General features: G+C 66.5%; 19 protein-coding genes and 1 tRNA gene. 12 read left to right on the top strand and 8 right to left on the bottom strand.

Features of this window, described 5'->3' with window-relative positions; genetic code table 11:
* Position 1: 1 nt before the first annotated feature.
* The gene (locus tag E7T09_RS05245) at positions 2 to 316 is read right to left on the bottom strand and encodes a YciI family protein (RefSeq protein ID WP_136388040.1); all 315 of its coding nucleotides are present in this window, start codon (positions 314 to 316) and stop codon (positions 2 to 4) included.
* 4 nt (positions 317 to 320) lie between these two features.
* On the bottom strand, positions 321 to 1,502 hold the full coding sequence (locus tag E7T09_RS05240) for an acetyl-CoA C-acetyltransferase (protein ID WP_136388039.1): 1,182 nt from the start codon (positions 1,500 to 1,502) through the stop codon (positions 321 to 323).
* A gap of 125 nt (positions 1,503 to 1,627) precedes the next feature.
* Here E7T09_RS05240 and E7T09_RS05235 point away from each other — a divergent pair, with 125 nt between their 5' ends.
* The 3 genes from E7T09_RS05235 (at position 1,628) to E7T09_RS05225 (ending at position 3,659) form a co-directional block, all read left to right on the top strand.
* A complete protein-coding gene (locus tag E7T09_RS05235; protein WP_136388038.1) occupies positions 1,628 to 2,011 on the top strand; it encodes a hypothetical protein in 384 nt (127 codons plus the stop codon).
* Positions 2,012 to 2,176: 165 nt separating this feature from the next.
* Positions 2,177 to 3,514 (top strand): signal recognition particle protein, encoded by a 1,338-nt coding sequence (gene ffh / locus E7T09_RS05230; protein WP_136388037.1) that lies wholly within the window; start codon positions 2,177 to 2,179, stop codon positions 3,512 to 3,514.
* Between the two features lie 69 nt (positions 3,515 to 3,583).
* Positions 3,584 to 3,659, top strand: a tRNA-Lys gene (locus tag E7T09_RS05225).
* 72 nt (positions 3,660 to 3,731) lie between these two features.
* On the opposite strand, the gene E7T09_RS05220 is transcribed toward E7T09_RS05225, so the two are convergent.
* The 5 genes from E7T09_RS05220 to E7T09_RS05200 form a co-directional block, all read right to left on the bottom strand.
* Positions 3,732 to 4,736, bottom strand: a complete 1,005-nt coding sequence (locus E7T09_RS05220; protein ID WP_136388036.1) for a hypothetical protein — start codon at positions 4,734 to 4,736, stop codon at positions 3,732 to 3,734.
* A gap of 235 nt (positions 4,737 to 4,971) precedes the next feature.
* A complete protein-coding gene (locus E7T09_RS05215) occupies positions 4,972 to 5,370 on the bottom strand; it encodes a barstar family protein (RefSeq protein ID WP_136388035.1) in 399 nt (132 codons plus the stop codon).
* Entirely contained in the window at positions 5,367 to 5,825 is a 459-nt protein-coding gene (locus E7T09_RS05210; protein WP_370293719.1) for a ribonuclease domain-containing protein, read from the bottom strand. Before E7T09_RS05210 ends, E7T09_RS05215 begins: the two co-directional genes overlap by 4 nt.
* A gap of 5 nt (positions 5,826 to 5,830) precedes the next feature.
* Positions 5,831 to 6,823: a heme-dependent oxidative N-demethylase subunit alpha family protein gene (locus E7T09_RS05205; RefSeq protein WP_136388034.1), complete on the bottom strand. Its 993-nt coding sequence runs from the start codon at positions 6,821 to 6,823 to the stop codon at positions 5,831 to 5,833.
* A 70-nt stretch (positions 6,824 to 6,893) separates the two neighbouring features.
* A complete protein-coding gene (locus tag E7T09_RS05200; protein ID WP_136388033.1) occupies positions 6,894 to 7,730 on the bottom strand; it encodes an undecaprenyl-diphosphate phosphatase in 837 nt (278 codons plus the stop codon).
* Between the two features lie 65 nt (positions 7,731 to 7,795).
* On the opposite strand from E7T09_RS05200, the gene E7T09_RS05195 reads away from it, so the two are divergent.
* The 6 genes from E7T09_RS05195 (at position 7,796) to E7T09_RS05170 (ending at position 12,813) form a co-directional block, all read left to right on the top strand.
* Positions 7,796 to 8,605 (top strand): aminoglycoside phosphotransferase family protein, encoded by an 810-nt coding sequence (locus E7T09_RS05195; RefSeq protein ID WP_240741620.1) that lies wholly within the window; start codon positions 7,796 to 7,798, stop codon positions 8,603 to 8,605.
* 139 nt (positions 8,606 to 8,744) lie between these two features.
* Positions 8,745 to 9,497: a 30S ribosomal protein S2 gene (gene rpsB, locus E7T09_RS05190; protein ID WP_136388032.1), complete on the top strand. Its 753-nt coding sequence runs from the start codon at positions 8,745 to 8,747 to the stop codon at positions 9,495 to 9,497.
* 133 nt (positions 9,498 to 9,630) lie between these two features.
* Positions 9,631 to 10,425, top strand: coding sequence for a translation elongation factor Ts (tsf, locus tag E7T09_RS05185; protein WP_136388031.1), 795 nt, complete (start codon positions 9,631 to 9,633; stop codon positions 10,423 to 10,425).
* A gap of 131 nt (positions 10,426 to 10,556) precedes the next feature.
* Positions 10,557 to 11,264, top strand: a complete 708-nt coding sequence (gene pyrH, locus E7T09_RS05180) for a UMP kinase (RefSeq protein ID WP_136388030.1) — start codon at positions 10,557 to 10,559, stop codon at positions 11,262 to 11,264.
* Between the two features lie 72 nt (positions 11,265 to 11,336).
* Positions 11,337 to 11,888 carry a ribosome recycling factor gene (frr, locus tag E7T09_RS05175; protein WP_136388029.1) on the top strand — a complete coding sequence of 184 codons (552 nt, stop codon included), beginning with the start codon at positions 11,337 to 11,339 and terminating at the stop codon, positions 11,886 to 11,888.
* Between the two features lie 91 nt (positions 11,889 to 11,979).
* Complete coding sequence (locus E7T09_RS05170; RefSeq protein WP_136388028.1) at positions 11,980 to 12,813, top strand: phosphatidate cytidylyltransferase; 834 nt, start codon at positions 11,980 to 11,982, stop codon at positions 12,811 to 12,813.
* Between the two features lie 58 nt (positions 12,814 to 12,871).
* Here E7T09_RS05170 and E7T09_RS05165 read toward each other — a convergent pair whose 3' ends face one another.
* Positions 12,872 to 13,639 carry a hypothetical protein gene (locus tag E7T09_RS05165; RefSeq protein ID WP_136388027.1) on the bottom strand — a complete coding sequence of 256 codons (768 nt, stop codon included), beginning with the start codon at positions 13,637 to 13,639 and terminating at the stop codon, positions 12,872 to 12,874.
* A gap of 220 nt (positions 13,640 to 13,859) precedes the next feature.
* On the opposite strand from E7T09_RS05165, the gene dxr reads away from it, so the two are divergent.
* From dxr to E7T09_RS05150, 3 genes are all read left to right on the top strand, one after another.
* A complete protein-coding gene (dxr, locus tag E7T09_RS05160) occupies positions 13,860 to 15,020 on the top strand; it encodes a 1-deoxy-D-xylulose-5-phosphate reductoisomerase (protein ID WP_136388026.1) in 1,161 nt (386 codons plus the stop codon).
* Complete coding sequence (locus E7T09_RS05155) at positions 15,017 to 16,135, top strand: RIP metalloprotease (protein WP_136388025.1); 1,119 nt, start codon at positions 15,017 to 15,019, stop codon at positions 16,133 to 16,135. Before dxr ends, E7T09_RS05155 begins: the two co-directional genes overlap by 4 nt.
* Positions 16,136 to 16,203: 68 nt before the next feature.
* Entirely contained in the window at positions 16,204 to 17,049 is an 846-nt protein-coding gene (locus E7T09_RS05150; protein ID WP_136388024.1) for a hypothetical protein, read from the top strand.
* Positions 17,050 to 17,064 lie beyond the last annotated feature (15 nt).

Raw genomic sequence — 17,064 nt, 5'->3', positions numbered from 1 at the left:
GTCACTCCACCAGCGGGATACCGTCCAGATCCAGTGCCTTACCACGTTTGACGGGCGAGAAGGGAAGATAGCTGTACTCGGAACAGTTTTCGACCACGAACGGATCCGTGGCGAAGATGGCTTCCAGTTCGGCCTGCGTGTTAGCACGCGCGACGATCACGCCGCCCTGGCCACTCACCATGCGGCCCGACACGAGAAAGGTGCCGGAGCGGTAGTGCTGGTCGAGCCATTCACGGTGGCGGGGAGTGACCTCGGCGATCTCGGATTTGGGTTTCAGGTACGTGCTCTGGATGATCCACAGGGTCGGGGTGTCCATGGGTCTAGCCTACCCGCTTGATGGCCAGCGCGAGGCCGTTGCCGCCGCCCATGCACAGCGTGGCGATGCCGGTTTCCTTGTCCTGCTGGTTCAGCGCGTGCAGCAGCGTGACTAGGATGCGGGCGCCGCTCGCGCCGATGGGGTGTCCAAGGGCGACCGCGCCGCCGTTCACGTTCACGCGGGTGGGGTCGAGGCCGAGTTCGCGGTTCACGGCGAGGCTCTGTACACTAAACGCTTCGTTCAGTTCCCACAGATCGACGTCGTTGACAGTCCAGCCGAGTTTCGAGAGGAGTTTGTTGGTGGCGGGAACGGGCGTCATCATGACCCATTCGGGAGCCAGGCCGCCGGTGGCGTAGTCGATGATCTCGGCAAGCGGGGTCAGGCCATGCGCCTTGGCGGCCTCCTCGGACATGATCAGGAGGCTCGCGGCGGCGTCGTTCAGGCCGGGGGCGTTTCCGGCAGTGACGGTGCCGTCCGGCTTGAAGGCAGGTTTGAGGCGGGCCAGGGTCTCGGGGCTGGTGTCGGCACGCGGCCCTTCGTCGGAGTCGACGACCACGTCGCCCTTACGACCCTTCACCGTCACGGGCACGATCTCGTCACTGAAGCGGCCGGCCTGCTGGGCGGCGATGGCTTTCCGGTGGCTGTCGGTGGCGTAGGCATCCTGCTCGTCGCGGCCAATGCCGTACCTGTCGGCCACGCGCTCGCCGGTCAGGCCCATGCCTTCCTCGTTGATCGAGCACCACAGGCCGTCCTGGGTGTTCGCATCGAGTACCTGGGCGTGGCCCAGGCGGTAGCCCTTGCGCGCGCCGGGGAGCAGGTGGGGTGCATTGCTCATGCTTTCCATGCCGCCCGCCAGCACGGCCTGTTGATCGCCCGCACGGATGCTCTGCGCGGCCAGGATCACGGCTTTCAGGCCGCTGCCGCACACCTTGTTGATGGTCAGGGCCCCGACCTCGCTGCTCAGGCCGGCGCGCAGGGCGGCTTGCCGGGCGGGATTCTGCCCGCACCCAGCCTGCACGACCTGGCCCATGATGACTTCCTCGATCAGTTCAGCTGGGACGCCGCTGCGTGCCAGCGTTTCTTTTAAGGTGATGGAGCCCAGCTCCACAGCCGGCACGCTTTCCAACGCGCCCAGGAACTTTCCGGTCGGCGTCCGCGACGCCGCGACGATCACTGCTCTCGACATGTGCGCAGGATAGCGCGGCGTCCCTAACGGGCGTTAGGTTAGGCTAGCGCAAGGCCTCGTTGGGTATTCCCTGCCAGAGGCGCAAATAAGGAACCGAGTGAAAACCGTTCATTTATGATAGTTCCATGACCCAGGAGTCGGTTAAGAGAGGGTTTCGCTTTGTCAGCGCATTCATGATCCTCCTCGTCGGACTACAGCTTCTTACACTATTTGTCGGCTTTCGCAAGGGCACGGCAGATGTAGCGACGCTCTTCTGGTGTGTCGCCACGGCGTTTGTGTGTTGGAACATTTACGCTGGACGGATGTGGGCCAGGCATGTCCTTGTTCTTCTGACCGTGCTGCAACTTTTCTACCATATGATCGATCTTATTGCGGCGCTCACCTATGGAGCTTTGGGATATGGCATGTTTACCTTTGTTCTCGTTGTAGCCAATTTAACTGCAGTATGTGCTCTTTATATGTATGAGCCGGCGCAGGATTACTTTCGGTATATTGGTGGTGATACCTAAGTGCGAGGTGCCGAACTACGCCCAGTTCATGTCGTGTGAAAACACCCTCTGGCGTTCGGTGAGCCTCACATGGATCGTCCCGGAATATTGCCTTGGACGTAGTTTCCCACTGCAATACGGTCTCGCTAACAGACGCGTTTTGCCGCGCGTGGTAGCCTCCATCCTATGTTTGAGTCGCTGGGCAACAAGTTGCAGGACATCCTCGACCGGGTCGGGAAGGAACGCCAGCTGACCGAAACGCAGGTCAAGGCTGCGATGCGCGAGATCCGCATGGCCCTGCTGGAAGCGGACGTGAACTTCGGCGTCGCCAAGGACTTCGTGGCAACCGTCACCGAGAAGGCGGTTGGGCAGTCTGTGGAGGGCAGCCTGAGTGCCGGGCAGACCGTCGTAAAATTGGTGCACGACGAACTCATCGAGACGCTGGGTGGCAAGGCCGCGCAGCCGGAACTGAAGACCGAGGGCAACGTCTGGTTCATGGTAGGCCTCCAGGGGGCCGGCAAGACGACCAGCACTGGGAAGCTCGCCTCCCTGTACAAGAGCAAGGGGCGGCGGGTTCTGCTGGTGGCTGCCGATACGCAGCGCCCCGCCGCGCGCGACCAGCTCGAAGTGCTGGCGAAGCAGGTGGGCGTGCCCGTGCTGAAGGTCGCGGACGGCGAGACGCCCGCCGAGACCAAACGCCGCGTGGACGAGCACCTGAAGACCGATTTCCGCGATCTGGTGATTGTGGACACGGCAGGCCGCCTTCAGATCGATGAAGCCCTGATGGATCAGCTGGCTGACCTCCAGGCCGCCATGAACCCCACCGAGAGCCTGCTGGTCGTGGACGCCATGACCGGCCAGGAGGCGCTGAACGTGGCGCAGACCTTCGACCAGCGCGTCAAGGTCACCGGCCTAATCATCACCAAGATGGACGGCGACGCCCGGGGAGGTGCGGCCCTCTCGGCGCGCAGCGTGACCGGCAAGCCCATCTACTTCGCGGGCACGAGTGAGAAGATCAGCGGCCTGGAGCCCTTCTACCCGGATCGCGTGGCGGGCCGCATCCTGGGCATGGGCGACGTGCTGGGCCTGATCGAGCGCGCCCAGCAGGCCGACCTGAAGGCCATGGAGGTCAAGAAGCCCGGCGACTTCGACCTGGAGGATCTGCTCACCCAGCTCCGGCAGATCCGCAAGATGGGGCCGTTGGGTGACCTGCTGAAACTCATTCCCGGCATGAGCAAGGCGCTGCCCGAGGGCTTCAATGTCGATGAGGCGCAGATCCAGCGGGTCGACGCGATGATCAGCAGCATGACCGTGAAGGAGCGCCGCAATCCGAAGATCATCGACGGCCGCCGGCGCAAGCGGATCGCAGAGGGCAGTGGCCACACTGTGCAGGACATCAACAAGCTCCTGAAGATGCACGAGCAGATGAAGGACATGATGAAGATGCTGGGGCGCATGCAGGGCGGCAAGCCCGGCGGAAGGATGCCCCGGCTGCCGAACACCCCGCCGACCTTCAAGCGTTGACAGGTCTGGGCATCGTCCGTATACTCATTCCCGCTGCCAGACGCCAGTGAGCGCCTGAGCGTGCGGAGCGGGACGTTAGCTCAATCGGTAGAGCAGCTGACTTTTAATCAGCGGGTTGTAGGTTCAAGTCCTACACGTCCCACCACAGCAGTACATAGAGCACCGCCTCCAGATGATGGGAGGCGGTGCTTGTTAACGGGCCAGTTGGCGGCGCGGCTCAGGGCGCGGGCTTCACGTTCCTGATCACGAATACGGCGTCTTGGTAATCGCCGTTGACGCTCGGCTCGAAGGCCAGCAGGTAGGCACCCGTGACCGCCACTCCGGCACTGTCTTTGAGTGGATAGACGCGAACCGCGTGGGCCGTGCGACCGGTGTTCAGGGAATCCTTCGAATAGGTCAGCGGGTACGAGTACGCCGCAGGATCGATGTATATCCCGAACGCGGACGTTGCCGGATCGAAGGACGTGTTCCCGGACAGGCCCGGGTTCAGTGTCTGGTACTGCCCGGCCAGGAGGGTGCCCACGACGTGGCGGGCGGGCGTGCTGCCGGTCAACGTGAAATAGCCGAACGGGGTTGCGCCGTCTGGCGAGTACCGGGCCACGGGCGTCACCGTGACCGCGCCGGTGCCCGCTTTCACGAACAGCGGCGCGATCACCTCGTCCCCGAGGGGGAAGGCGGACGTGTCGGATTCGAGGGTCGTCCATCCCGGATTGAGCTTGTAGCCCAGAGCCTCCACGATCTGACTCATGGCCGGCTCGTTCGATCCTTCCAAGCCCTTTGCACGGAGTCCCGCCAGGGCCACAGACGCTGCCCCACCCTGTGACATGAGGGTGCCGCGCACCACGCCGATGCTGCCCGATGACGTCAACTGCACGGAGAGGGTCAAGGCCGCCCCTGGAGCCAGCGTGACTGGGAGGGTCGGTGGGTTCACCAGCTGGAACTCGCCGCTCGGGACGGTCAGGGACGTGACGCTGACGGTTTCCGTGCTCGGGTTCTGGAGCACCACGGTCTGGGTGGCGCTGGCCTGTCCCACGGCGGTGCTGAAGATTAGTGCGTCGGGCCGGGCCAGCACCGCCACCGGTGACGGCGTGGGGGTGGGCGTCGGGGTCGGCGTGGGCTCGGTCGTGGCCTGGGTGCAGCTCATCAGGGCCACTGTGAGCAGCATGGCTCCCATGCGTTCTAGAGGTCGACGGCCTGTCCAGCGGGTCTTGTCTGCGGTCATTGCCCCACTCCTTCTCGCGGGCCATGGCCCCGAACGTCCCCCCGGCGTCGGGTGGGCTCTCGCGTCGCACTGTAGTGAACCCGCCTGACGGCTGGCTCCCACGGACGTGAGAACGTTCTCAAGCATCAGGCGTTTCTGAATCGCTTCCACGGTCGTACTCGGTGGGGGACACCCGACACACCCAGGTGCCTCCAGTGTCTCAAATGCACCATGTCTGAGGATAGCGACACCGCAGTTACCGGGCGTCCGGGTCGCTCTCCAGTTCCTCGATCAGCAGCCAGAGTTTCCGGGACTGTGTGGTGGCCTCGGCCTGGGCATCGATCAGCACCCGTTCGAGCTCGGCGCTCAGGTGAGGGTGCCGGGCGCGAAACCTCGCGTAGTCACACAGCAGCAGCGCAAACTTTCCGGGCCACAGCGTCGGGTCACTCAGGAGGTCGTACAGCGCGTCCCAGTTGCGCCCGAACGAGTGCGCGAGGGCCAGGCCGCTGAGGAATGCGAGCATCAGCGTGTCCTTGTCGTGCACGGCGCCGAAGTTCACTTCCCGCACGCCGACCTGATGGCCGGCCGCCATGATGCGCGGATCGCGCGGCGCGGCCTGCAGGCCGGAGGGCTCGTCGTCGAAGATCTGGGTCATGGCTGGATTCTCCGGAAGGTCGCGTAGTGATCGGCGGTGTAGTAGCACTCGGCCGTGGATCGGGGAGCCCCGGCGCAGACGATCCGTCGGGCGCCCCGGTCACTCGATCCGGGCGTGGGCACGGTGTACTCGCGGTACGTGCCGCGTGGAGCGCCCGGCAGGACGTGCTCGCGGTTGGCGAAGGTCACGCCATCCCGTGCAGAGCGGAACGGGCCGCCCTGCGCGATCCGGTCGAGCACCGGCCCGGCTTCCCGGGGCAGATCGCGGGCGGCGATCCACCGCAGGCCGCTGGTCGGATCCCGGCCAGGACGGGTGGACGGAACGGCACTGCCCCCGGACTGACGCGTGTCCGCCTGGGTGGGGGCAGCGGAGGCCGCTCCCGTCTGCTTCACCGGGGCAGTGCAGGCACACAGAGTGGCAAGCAGCAGGGCGATCAGGGACGGCAGGCGGCGCACGCCGCTCAGGATAGTGCGCGGGCCTCCAGCCACAGCAGCAGATCCGGCAGCAGGGCGGTGAGGCCCTTGTACGCCACCTGGGCCGGAGTCATGGATCGCAGTGCCCGTGCCAGCGCGGCGGCCTGTTCCGGGGTCATCACAGCCATCGTCAGGGCAGAGGTGTAGGGCCGGATGGTGAACAGCGCACCGTCCGCGTGGGGAAAGCCTGTGAGCGTCTGGCGTTCCACCCGCAGGAACGCCCGCTCCGGGTCGAAGCGGGTCTGACTGTGCCGGTCGTCATCGGGTGGCCCGGCCGGATGGTGATCCAGACGATCGGTCATGGCCAGTCCCCACGCGAAGCGCACGAAGGGGCCGCGCGTGATCACGGCGTCCACCAGCCGGGGGGCGGTGGCGTTCATGGGGCCGCTCCCCGCCACCGGGGCATGGACGGCCACGAAATCCCGCCCGAGTTTATCCCGTGGATCCCAGTGCTGCGGATTCAGGACGTGCGTGGCCGCCAGCCAGTCCCCGGCCGGGCCACGGGCGATGACCGCCAGATCCTCCTGCACATTCAGCCCGAGGAAGTCGAGGGCATGAATCGGCTCGATGTCGGCAATGACGCCGGACAGGGGAGCGCGGGTTCGGGTCAGGCCCTCCACGCTGCCACGCCGGAGGTCGAGGTGAGCCGTCCAGCCCAGCTGGGCATTGTGCAGGGAGACTCCATCCCACGTGATCACACCGTCGCTCTCGGCGGCCATCGTCGTCGCCAGGAATGACAGGGCTGCCTCGCGCAACGTCGTGCTGAGGTTCGCTTCGCCCGCGTACTCGTGAAGGGCGCGTCGATGGGACGCCGCCTTGCTGGCCAGGAAGGCCGGGTACGTGTCATCGAACGCGAAGGTGTGCGCTTCCGGCGCGCCGTCCTCACGCCACGGGATCGGCTGCGTGCCCAGGCGGAACAGCCCCGCCGCCACCTCGTACTGGCCGCCCATGAAAGGCCGGTAGACGGTCGGGGGACGCATGGAGTGATTGTGGCAGAGCGGGGAAGGTGGGGAAAAGAGTCTTCACGTGCCCATACGTCAAGCTGCGCCGCTACGCGAGGCTGGCGTTGCTCAGGACGCCCGCCGCGATCAGTGCCAGGATGAGCGCGCCCACGATGACCCGGTAGATCGCGAAGGGCTTGAAATTGTTCGTGGAGACGAAGCGCAGCAGCCACCCGATGGACGCGTACGCCACGACGAAGCTCACGCCGATGCCGAGCACCATGTTCAGCGCACCGATCTCCCCCAGCACGTGCCGGCTCTTGATCAGGTCGAGCAGCGACGCCCCGCCGAGCGTGATGAAGCCCAGGTAGAAGCTGAACTGCGTGGCGGCGGGCCGATCCAGGCCCAGCAGCATACCGCCCAGGATCGAGCTGGCCGAGCGGGAAAAGCCCGGCCACAGCAGCGCCAGGCACTGAATGGCCCCGATCCCGAGCGCCTTGAGGGGGCGGATTTCCTCGACCGCGTGCACGGTGGGCGTGACCCGGCGGCTCTCGACCAGCCAGATCAGCACGCCGCCCACGATCAGTGCCCACGCGACCACGCTGGGCGTGAACAGGAAGTGCTTGATCTTCGAGCCGAACAGGGCGCCCAGGATCACGGCCGGGATGCAGCCGATCAGCACGCTCGTCCAGAGCTGGCGCTGCGTGGAGTCGGTGGGAATGGTGCGGATCTTCAGGAAATCCTTCCAGTAATACACCAGCACCGACAGGATCGCGCCGCCCTGGATGATGACCTCGAAGGCGTCCCGCATCTCCTTCGTCCAGGTGGGAGCCAGACTGCTCCGCAGCAGGTCGCCCGCGACGATGAGGTGGCCCGTGGAGCTGACCGGAAGGAATTCCGTGATTCCCTCGACGATGCCCAGGATGATCGAGTAAAGAGCGTCCATGCAGGGCCGAGCTTAACATTGTGTTGTCAGCCCCCGGCGTCCTCCGAAAGGGGCAGGATGGACGGGTGAACGTGACCGACCTGATGACCGCATGGCAGCTCGAACTCGATGGCGACGTCATCCGTACCTTCTCGAGCGAGGTGTACGCGGTGAGGTGGGGGGAGCAGCCCGCCATGCTGAAAATCGCACGGCATGACGAGGAACTGCGCGGACACACCCTGATGACCTGGCTCGGAGGCCACGGCGCGGCACGCGTCTACCGGCACCAGGGTGCCGCTCTGCTGATGGAGCGTCTGAATGGAAGCCCTTCGCTCCCCCAGATGGTGGCCGACGGGAAGGACGACGATGCGACCCGGATTCTCGTGGGGGCCGCCCATGCCGTGCACCAGGATCGCCCGGGCACCTGGCCCGCCCTGCCCGACCTCCGGGCGTGGTTCCGGTCGCTGGAGGCCGCCGCAGCGGGTGGGGGAGACTATGCCACTGCCTGGGAGGTGGCGCAGAGCCTGCTGGAGACTTCCCGCGATGTCCGGCCGCTGCATGGCGACGTCCACCATGGCAACGTGATGACCTCGCCGGCAGGCGACTGGCGGGTCATCGACCCCAAGGGTCTGATCGGGGAGACCGGCTATGACTACGCGAACATGCTGTGCAATCCGTCGCTGGAGGTCGCCCTCCACCCGGGTCGGCTGGAACGACAGGTGGACGTCGTCGTGAGAGCGGGCGGCTCCGAACGTTCCCGGCTGCTCGCGTGGGTGCAGGCCTATTCCGCCCTGTCGGCCGCGTGGTCGCTGGAGTCCGGCGACCCCGTCCACGCGGCACGAACGCTGGAACTGTCGCGACGGGCCGCAGGGCTCCTCGCCAGCGCCGGCAACTGATATACTCCACGTTTGGGTGCCCCTGTGACCCGCCGTGCGTGCTCGAACGTCGCGCCCGGCCTGGCCCGAAACGCGTCCCTGACGCGGGGCTGGCACAAGGACGGCAGACTTCTTCCCACTTCAACGTTCAGGAGTCCGCATGTCGTATATCTCCATGAAGCAGCTGCTGGAAGCCGGAGTCCACTTCGGTCACGAAACCAAACGCTGGAACCCCAAGTTCAAGCGCTTCATCTTCGCCGAGCGCAACGGCATCTTCATCATCGACCTGCAGAAGACCCTCAAGCAGGTGGATCGCAGCTTCGACTTCATCAAGGAACTCGCCGAGCGTGGCGGCGTCATCCTGTTCGTCGGCACCAAGAAGCAGGCGCAGGAGATCGTGGAACTGGAAGCTCGCCGGACCGGCATGCCCTTTGTCACCAGCCGCTGGCTGGGCGGGATGCTCACGAACTTCAAGACCATCCGCACCCGCGTGGATCGCCTGAACGAGCTTGATGACCTGTTCGAGTCTGGCCGCATCAACGACCGCCCCAAGGCCGAGCGCATCGAACTCGGCAACCAGCGTGAGCGTCTGCTGCGCTTCGTGGGCGGCATCCGCAAGATGAACCGCCTGCCGGACGCGATCTTCGTGGTCGATCCGACCAAGGAAGTCATCGCCGTTCAGGAAGCCAACCGCCTGGGGATTCCCGTGATCGCCCTGGCCGACACGGACAGCGATCCGGACGTCATCGACTACATCGTGCCCGGCAACGACGACGCGATCCGCAGCATCCAGCTCATCACGCACCGCATCGGCGACCTGCTCGTCGAGGCGCGCGGCGGTGGCGAGGACGTCACGGCGGACGCCCCGGTCGATGAGACCGAGGACGCCGACCTCGCGGAAGCCAGCAACTAAAGCAGGGCAGCCGGAATTGGGGGGAAGTCCGGCGCGTGTCGCGGACTTCCCCCGTTCTCCACCGGTGCAGTTCCTGACGGCGTAAGCCCTGCTGTCCCCACACCCATAATTCACGACCCAGGAGGTCACTCCCATGATGGAATCGATCAAGAAGCTGCGTGAACTGACCGGCGCGGGCATGATGGACGTCAAGAAGGCCCTGTCCGATGCCGGGAACGACGAAGACAAGGCCGTGGCGCTGCTGCGCGAGCGCGGCATCGTGAAGGCCGCCAAGAAGGCCGACCGTGAAGCCCGCGAGGGCCTGGTGCGCTTCGTCGTGGACGGCCACCGCGCCGCCATCGTCGAAGTGAACAGCGAGACGGACTTCGTGGCCCGCAACGCTGACTTCCAGGCCCTGGTCGAGAAGCTCGCGCAGGCCGCACTGGACGCCAAGACCAGCGACGTCGAGGCCTTCCGCGCCTCCGCGCTGGACGGCGACACGGTCGGGAACGTCGTGGCCGCCGCCGCCGGCAAGATCGGCGAGAACCTGGTGCTGAACCGGGTCGCCTACGTGGAAGGCGACAACGTGGCCGGCTACGTGCACAGCAACGGCAAGATCGGCGTGCTCGTGGATCTTGCGGGCGGCGACTCCCAGAAGGCCAAGGACGTGGCCCTGCACGTGGCTGCCGAGCGCCCCCAGTACCTCTCGCGCGACGAAGTGAACAGCGGCGACATCGACAAGGAACGCGAGATCCTCACGAACAAGGCGATCAACGAGGGCAAGCCCGCGCAGATCGTCGAGAAGATCGTCGAGGGGCAGATCGGCAAGTTCTACTCCGAGAAGGTGCTCCCCGAGCAGGCTTTCGTAAAGGACAACTCGCTCAGCGTCGCGAAGTACCTCGGCGACGCGCAGGTGAAGAAGTTCGTGCGGTTCGAGATCGGCGCGTAAACTTCAAGGGGCGGCCTGGCCGCCCTTTTTCACGAACAGTACTGTACGGACAGTTCTGGCCGCACCGACCCACAGCGCCCGGCGGCCCACGTCCACCGGGCGCTGTTCCCACTCCTGCACCCGAGGTGCCCATGTTCAAACGCGTCCTGCTCAAACTTTCTGGGGAGTTCCTCGCCAACGAGAACGGCTTTGGCATCAGCCCGGATACGACTGCCCAGCTGGCCCGGCGGATCACCAGCGCCGTACAGGGAACGGATGTGCAGCTCGCCATCGTGATCGGCGGCGGCAACCTGTGGCGCGGCGCGCGCAACGGCCAGGGCATGGATCCGGCGACCGCAGATTACATCGGCATGCTGGGGACGGTCATGAACGCCATGGCGTTGCAGGACGCCATGGAGACGGCCGGATCTCCGACCCGCGTCATGAGCGCCATTCCCATGGCCGCTGTGGCCGAACCCTACATCCGCCGCCGCGCCATCCGGCACCTCGAAAAGGGCCGGGTCGTGATCTTCGGCGGGGGGAACGGTGCGCCGTTCTTCACGACCGACACGACCAGCACCCTGCGCGCCATGGAAATCGGCGCGGACGTCGTGCTGATGGCCAAGAACAAGGTGGATGGCGTGTACGACAGCGATCCGCGCAAGAACCCGGACGCGAAGTTCATTGAGCAGGCCACGCACCTGGAGGTCGTGGAACGGCGCTTGGAAGTCATGGACGCGACCGCGCTGACGCTTTGCATGGACAAGGGCCTGCCCATCGTGGTGTTCGACCTGTTCAAGGGCGACAACCTCAGCCGCCTGTTCGCCGGCGAGCGGGTCGGCACGTTGATCCAGAGCTGAGTCGCGCCTTCACGGAGCGCGGCGTTACAATTCCACCAGTCCCCACCCTTCACTTCACCAGGAGGCCACCTCATGGCTGACATGAAATCCATCCAGGCCGAGACCCGCGAGCGTATGGGCAAGGCCCTCGAATCCCTGGACAGCAACCTCGGCATTCTCCGCACCGGCCGGGCGAACCCCGGCATCCTGAAGAAGATCGTCGTGGAGTACTACGGCTCCACCATGCCGCTCGACCAGGTCGCCAGCGTGACCACGCCCGACGCGCGCACGCTGGTCATCACGCCGTGGGATCGGGGCGCCCTGAACCCCATCGAGAAGGCCATCCGCGACAGCGACCTGGGCCTGAACCCGAACAACAAGGGCGATACCATCTTCATCACGGTGCCCATGCTGACCGAGGAACGCCGCAAGGAGATGGTCAAGAACGCCAAGGGCTACGCCGAGGACGCCCGCATCGCCGTGCGGAACCTGCGCAAGCACGCGCTGGATGAGGTCAAGAAGATCGAGGGCCTCGGCGACGACGAGATCAAGCGCGGTGAGGGCGACGTGCAGAAGATCACCGACGAGTACATTGCCAAAGTCGATCAGATCGTGCAGAAGAAGGAGCAGGAAATCCTCGGGTGACGCTCCTCAGGAAACGCGGCGGGTGGAGTGCACAGCGCGAACCGGACGGCCGCGCTCCACTCCACGCGCCGTTTTGGCGACCGGGTGACGCGTGGAAAGCCTGAGCACCCGCGTACTGACGTCGGTGGTGGCCTTCACGGTCATCAGCGTGCTCGTGTGGCTGGGGGCGTACGCCATGTTGCCCGCCCTGGTCTTCGTGTCCGTGATGTGCCTCTACGAGTACATCCGCATGCTCGACCGCAACGACATCGACGTGCGGCGGATTTCCCTGGCCGTCTTCGGCACGGCCCTCATCGTGGCCAGTCTGCCCGGCATCCAGGCGACGCCCCCCTGGGCGGGCGGATCCTGGCGCGAAGTGGTGCTCACCGTGGCCCTGGGGTACCTGCTGGTCATGGAGGTCATGCGGCCCGGCGAGCGGCCCCTGGAGCGCGTGGTGTACTCGCTGTTCGGCCTGCTGTACATCCCGTGGCTTCTGGGGTATTTCCTGCTGCTGCGCTACAGCCCGGACGCGGGTGACGGCCTGCTGTACTTCGCGCTTCCCCTGCTGGCAACATTCGCGGCCGACATCGGTGGTTTCTTCGGCGGATTCTACTTCGGGCGGCGCAAGCTGGCGCCCGAGGTCAGCCCCGGCAAGACCGTCGAGGGGGCCGTCGGCGGCCTGGCGCTGAGCTTCCTGACGGTGCTGCTGATCAGTTCCCTCACCCACATCTGGTCGCCGCTGGAGAGCCTGCTGTACTCGATTCTGGTGGCCAGCGCCTCGCAGCTCGGCGACCTCTCGGAGAGCCTGATCAAGCGGGCGCTGCGCACCAAGGACTCCGGGAACAGCCTGCCGGGCCACGGGGGTTTCCTCGACCGGCTGGACTCGCTGCTGTTCGCGGTGCCCGCCACCTACCTGTTCCTGCACATCAGCGTCTTCTCGCGCTGACCCGTTGTGGGCCGTGGCGTCGGGGCTGTCCGGGTATGGCCCGTCCAGACCGATGGCCTCAGTCCACCGGACACGCATGCCGGGGGAGCCTGAAGGCGCTGGCCGCCGCGAGGTTCACGCCGTACCCCAGATCCTGCAGGGCGGCCAGGGTCAGTACGCTGATCGGATTGACCCGCCCAGTGTAGTCGCCCGCCGTGCCCGACAGAATCTCCGAGCAGACCGCGTTCCCGGCCCAGTGTCCGGCGTCCGGGTCGAGGGGAATGCCGGGCGTGGCCTGGCCGCCCAGCGCGCGGTATGCGGCCAGGCCACGCGGCGCGGTGTAGTAATACGTCCTTCCGACCTTGCGGATGAACCTGGTGTCGTCCTGATCGCCGCTGATCGAGACCCGCGTGTCGCTCGTCCATAGGGTCCCCACGCCCAGCGCGTGCAGCGTCTCATGGATCATGGTGTCCAGCAGGTCGGCGTGGCTCAGGTCGTTCAGGCCGGTGCTGTTCAGGTCGATCAGGGCGTAGATCGGCAGGTAGGTGCCGTCGTGCAGATCGCAGGGGGTGGAATCGGCATACAGATCCCGCCCCAGTCTGGTGACATTCACATAAATGATCAGATGCCGCGCAAGCTCGTGCACGGCCGGGAGCGCCCGGTCGCAGGCCCTGGCGTCCTCGTCCACCTGAACCGGCACGAACGAGGACGTGATCAGCGACGACACCCGCGTCATCGCCTCGTCCACCGTCTTGCGCTGCGAAGACGTGAGCGGTCTGCCGAGCATCCGCACCTCGATCTGGAAGGGGGTGGCCGCTGCCCAGCCCCACGCTAGCCCCAGGCCCATGAGCGTCAGGAGCGGAAGGAACCTGGGTCGACTGGAGCTCCAACGGGCGCGTCGGAGGGCGAGGACTGGCATTCCCCACTCTAGAACGGGGCCGTCCGCCGGTATCTGCCCCCGACAGGTGGAGTCTGGGAACCGCCCAGCTCGACACCCAACCGTCCGGAGGCCCGAAGTGTCGTGTTCGGCCTGCGTGTGGGTGCGCGACTGCTCTACACTTCTGGCGATGAGGCTCACGGTTCTCGGTTCGACCGGCAGTATTGGCACGCAGACGTTGGCCGTGGCGCATGAACGTGGCTGGAGCGTGGGCACGCTCGCCGCCGGGCGGAATCTCGACCTGCTCGCCGAACAGATCCGCACCTTTACGCCGGAAGTCGTGAGTGTGGACGCCAGCGTATACGTTGCGGCCCGCGCTCTGTTTCCGCATCACACCGTGATTGCAGACGTGGCCGAGGCGGCGTCTCGGCCAGCGGACGTCGTCGTGAACGCCATGAGCGGTCTGATCGGGCTGGAACCCACCCGCGCGGCCCTGCTGGCCGGGCGGGCGGTGGCGCTGGCCACCAAGGAAGCCATGGTCACCGCCGCCCACCTGATCTGGGACGCGGCCGCGCAGGGCGGGGGCCGGGTCGTGCCTGTGGATTCCGAGCACACGGGCGTGTACCAGTGCCTGACCGGCGAGCACATGGAGGACGTGGCCGAGGTGATCCTCACCGCGTCTGGCGGACCGTTCCGGGACGGCCCGCCCGACCTGCGTGGCGTGACCCCGGAGCAGGCCCTGAAGCATCCCTCATGGGCGATGGGGCCGAAGATCACTATCGATTCCTCCACCCTGATGAACAAGGGCCTGGAGGTCATGGAGTGCGCCAGTCTGTACGGCCTGCCGATGGCCCAGGTGGGCGTCGTCATTCACCCGCAGAGCCTCGTGCATGCCGCCGTGCGCTTCCGGGACGGCAGCCTGAAGGCGCAGTTCGGGCCGACCGACATGCGCCTGCCCATCGCCTACGCCATCGACGCGGCCCCGACCGGCATGACCCGTCCCGGCGACGTGCGGGGCGCGCGGCGCGGCCCGGAGGTCGCCGGTCATCTGGGCTGGCCGCTGCGTGGCGAGTGGGAGTTCCGGGAGCCCGATCTGGAGCGTTTTCCCTGCCTGGCGCTCGCCTACCGGGCGGGCGAGGCGGCGGGCCTGCTGCCGGTGGCGCTCAATGCGGCCGACGAGGTCGCCGTGGACGCCTTCCTGGCCGGGCAGATCGGGTATCTGGATATTCCCCGCGTGATTGAACAGGTGCTGGATGAGACGCCGGGCGGCGACCTCACCTGGGACACGCTGCGTGACACGGATCGCTGGGCTCGGGCGCGCACCCGTGAACTGACCGGGGTGACCGCGTGACCTTCTTCCAGAGTCTCGCGGCCGTCCTCACCCCTGCGGGACTGCTGTGGACGATCATCATCATCGGGATCGCCACGTTCCTGCACGAACTGGCGCATTACGCTCTGGCCCGCTGGCAGGGGGTAGCCGTGAACTCCTTCAGCGTCGGGATGGGGCCGGTCATCCTCCGGCGGGAGTGGCGGGGCACACAGTGGCGCCTGAGCCTGCTGCCCATCGGCGGGTACGTCGAGATTGACGGCATGGCCCCGGAACCCGGCCTGGACGGTGGCGCCCGTCCACCGCAGCACGGCTTCGCCCTCTTGCCCGCGTGGGGCAAGATTGCCATCCTGCTGGCAGGGCCGCTCATGAACCTGCTGCTGGCCATCGGCCTGATGACCATGACCTTCACCGCCCAGGGCGTTCCCGCTCCGGATCGGGCGCGTATCGAGTCGGTCGTGGCCGACTCGCCCGCGCAGAAGCTCGGCCTGATGGCGGGTGACGTGATCACCTCCATTGACGGCACGGACATCCCCGACAGCGTGAGCCTCCAGGGCCGGGAGGCCGCTGGGTGGGAGAGCGTCCGGGACACCCTCACCCGCGCCGGAACCCACGTCTTCACCGTGCAGCGCGGCACGCAGACCCTCAATCTGAGCTTCGACTGGACACCCACCGTGAACGGTCGGCGGCACCTGCTCGGCATCCGCTACGGCCCGGACGTCGACCCGGCCAGCCTGCCGGTGGCCTTCGCCACGTCCTGGCGGGTCACGGCGCAGGCGGTGCCGCAGGTCATGCAGTCCTTCGCGGGCCTGTTCAAGCGTTTCCTGACGCTGGACATCTCGCAGGATCAGAATGTTAGCGGCCCCATCGGCACGGCCGAGATCGTCAGTCAGGCGGCCCGCGTAAGTCCGTGGGCGCTCGTGCAGGTGGCCACGTTGCTGAACCTGTCCCTGGCCTTCTTCAACCTGATCCCCATTCCGGGACTCGACGGGGGGCGCATCCTGCTGGTGCTGGTCGGCGCGGTGCGGGGTCGGCCCCTGAGCTTCAACCAGGAGCAGGCCATCAATCTGGCGGGTTTCGCCTTCGTCATGCTGCTGATGGTGTTCGTCGTGGTGCGCGACGTGAGCCGCTTTTTCTGAGACGGTGCCCCCGTCGCTCATGAGAGCGCATCGCAAGTTCCCGCAAGGGTGTGTTACAAATGGCCCTGATGTCCATCCTGCGCCGACTGCTGACCACCCTCGTTCCTCTGGCCCTCGTGGCCACCAGCGGCGCCGGGGCCACCGACGTCAAACTGGGCCTGAACTCCTCGGTCGGCCTGGGGTGCCCCATCGTGGCCGGGCGGTTCGGCCTCCAGGTCGACCGCATCGGGGCCTATGCCCAGGTCGGGTACTGCTCCAGCAACGTGCAGGGACAGGGCGGCAGCGTCTCCTTCGGGGGTGGGCTGAGCGTCGACCTCTTCACGACGTCGAACGTGACGACCTACGCCCTGGTCGGTGGGGACGTTCAGGGTGGCAATACCGTGCTGCACGGCGACCTCGGTCTGCGCTACGGCATTGCGCTGGTGCCTGTCGAGGCGTACCTGGAGGGCGGCGTTCAGCGCACCAGCACGGCACTCGGGCCGGTGATCGGGCCGAGGCTGGCCGTGGGGATCACGTACCGCATGAACGTGGGCGATGCGCAGGGCAGCATTCCCGCCCCCCTGACACTCGACGACGGCACCCCGACCACCACGTACTCTGGCTCCGCCCCGGCCGAGTGCAAGCTGACCCAGGAACAAGACATCGGCGCGGCACGCGGGGCGGCGACGGCAGCGGCCAACGACGGCCTGTCGGCCGCCGCGAATTCCGTGCGGGCGGCCTACAGCGACGTTTCCTATTCCATCCAGATCACCGGCGTGGCCATCGACGGGAACAGCGCCAGGGTCGGCGGGCGGGTCAAGGTGAGTGCCACCCAGCGCTCCAGCGGGCAGCGGGTGAGCGGCACCTACGGCGGCACGATCAGCCTCGTGCGCGACGGGTGCGGCTGGAAGGCCACCGGCTATACCCGCAGCTGAACCCCCACGCCCGGC

The organism is Deinococcus sp. KSM4-11 (assembly GCF_004801415.1).
GTDB lineage: Bacteria > Deinococcota > Deinococci > Deinococcales > Deinococcaceae > Deinococcus.
This window is presented reverse-complemented; position numbering and strand designations above follow the sequence as displayed.

Bases quoted from the DNA above. Each gene is read 5' to 3' on its own strand.
- E7T09_RS05245 (WP_136388040.1), bottom strand. From the start codon at position 316: ATGGACACCCCGACCCTGTGGATCATCCAGAGCACGTACCTGAAACCC.
- E7T09_RS05240 (WP_136388039.1), bottom strand. From the start codon at position 1,502: ATGTCGAGAGCAGTGATCGTCGCGGCGTCGCGGACGCCGACCGGAAAG.
- E7T09_RS05235 (WP_136388038.1), top strand. From the start codon at position 1,628: ATGACCCAGGAGTCGGTTAAGAGAGGGTTTCGCTTTGTCAGCGCATTC.
- ffh (WP_136388037.1), top strand. From the start codon at position 2,177: ATGTTTGAGTCGCTGGGCAACAAGTTGCAGGACATCCTCGACCGGGTC.
- E7T09_RS05220 (WP_136388036.1), bottom strand. From the start codon at position 4,736: ATGACCGCAGACAAGACCCGCTGGACAGGCCGTCGACCTCTAGAACGC.
- E7T09_RS05215 (WP_136388035.1), bottom strand. From the start codon at position 5,370: ATGACCCAGATCTTCGACGACGAGCCCTCCGGCCTGCAGGCCGCGCCG.
- E7T09_RS05205 (WP_136388034.1), bottom strand. From the start codon at position 6,823: ATGCGTCCCCCGACCGTCTACCGGCCTTTCATGGGCGGCCAGTACGAG.
- E7T09_RS05200 (WP_136388033.1), bottom strand. From the start codon at position 7,730: ATGGACGCTCTTTACTCGATCATCCTGGGCATCGTCGAGGGAATCACG.
- rpsB (WP_136388032.1), top strand. From the start codon at position 8,745: ATGTCGTATATCTCCATGAAGCAGCTGCTGGAAGCCGGAGTCCACTTC.
- tsf (WP_136388031.1), top strand. From the start codon at position 9,631: ATGATGGAATCGATCAAGAAGCTGCGTGAACTGACCGGCGCGGGCATG.
- pyrH (WP_136388030.1), top strand. From the start codon at position 10,557: ATGTTCAAACGCGTCCTGCTCAAACTTTCTGGGGAGTTCCTCGCCAAC.
- frr (WP_136388029.1), top strand. From the start codon at position 11,337: ATGGCTGACATGAAATCCATCCAGGCCGAGACCCGCGAGCGTATGGGC.
- E7T09_RS05165 (WP_136388027.1), bottom strand. From the start codon at position 13,639: ATGGGCCTGGGGCTAGCGTGGGGCTGGGCAGCGGCCACCCCCTTCCAG.
- dxr (WP_136388026.1), top strand. From the start codon at position 13,860: ATGAGGCTCACGGTTCTCGGTTCGACCGGCAGTATTGGCACGCAGACG.
- E7T09_RS05150 (WP_136388024.1), top strand. From the start codon at position 16,204: ATGTCCATCCTGCGCCGACTGCTGACCACCCTCGTTCCTCTGGCCCTC.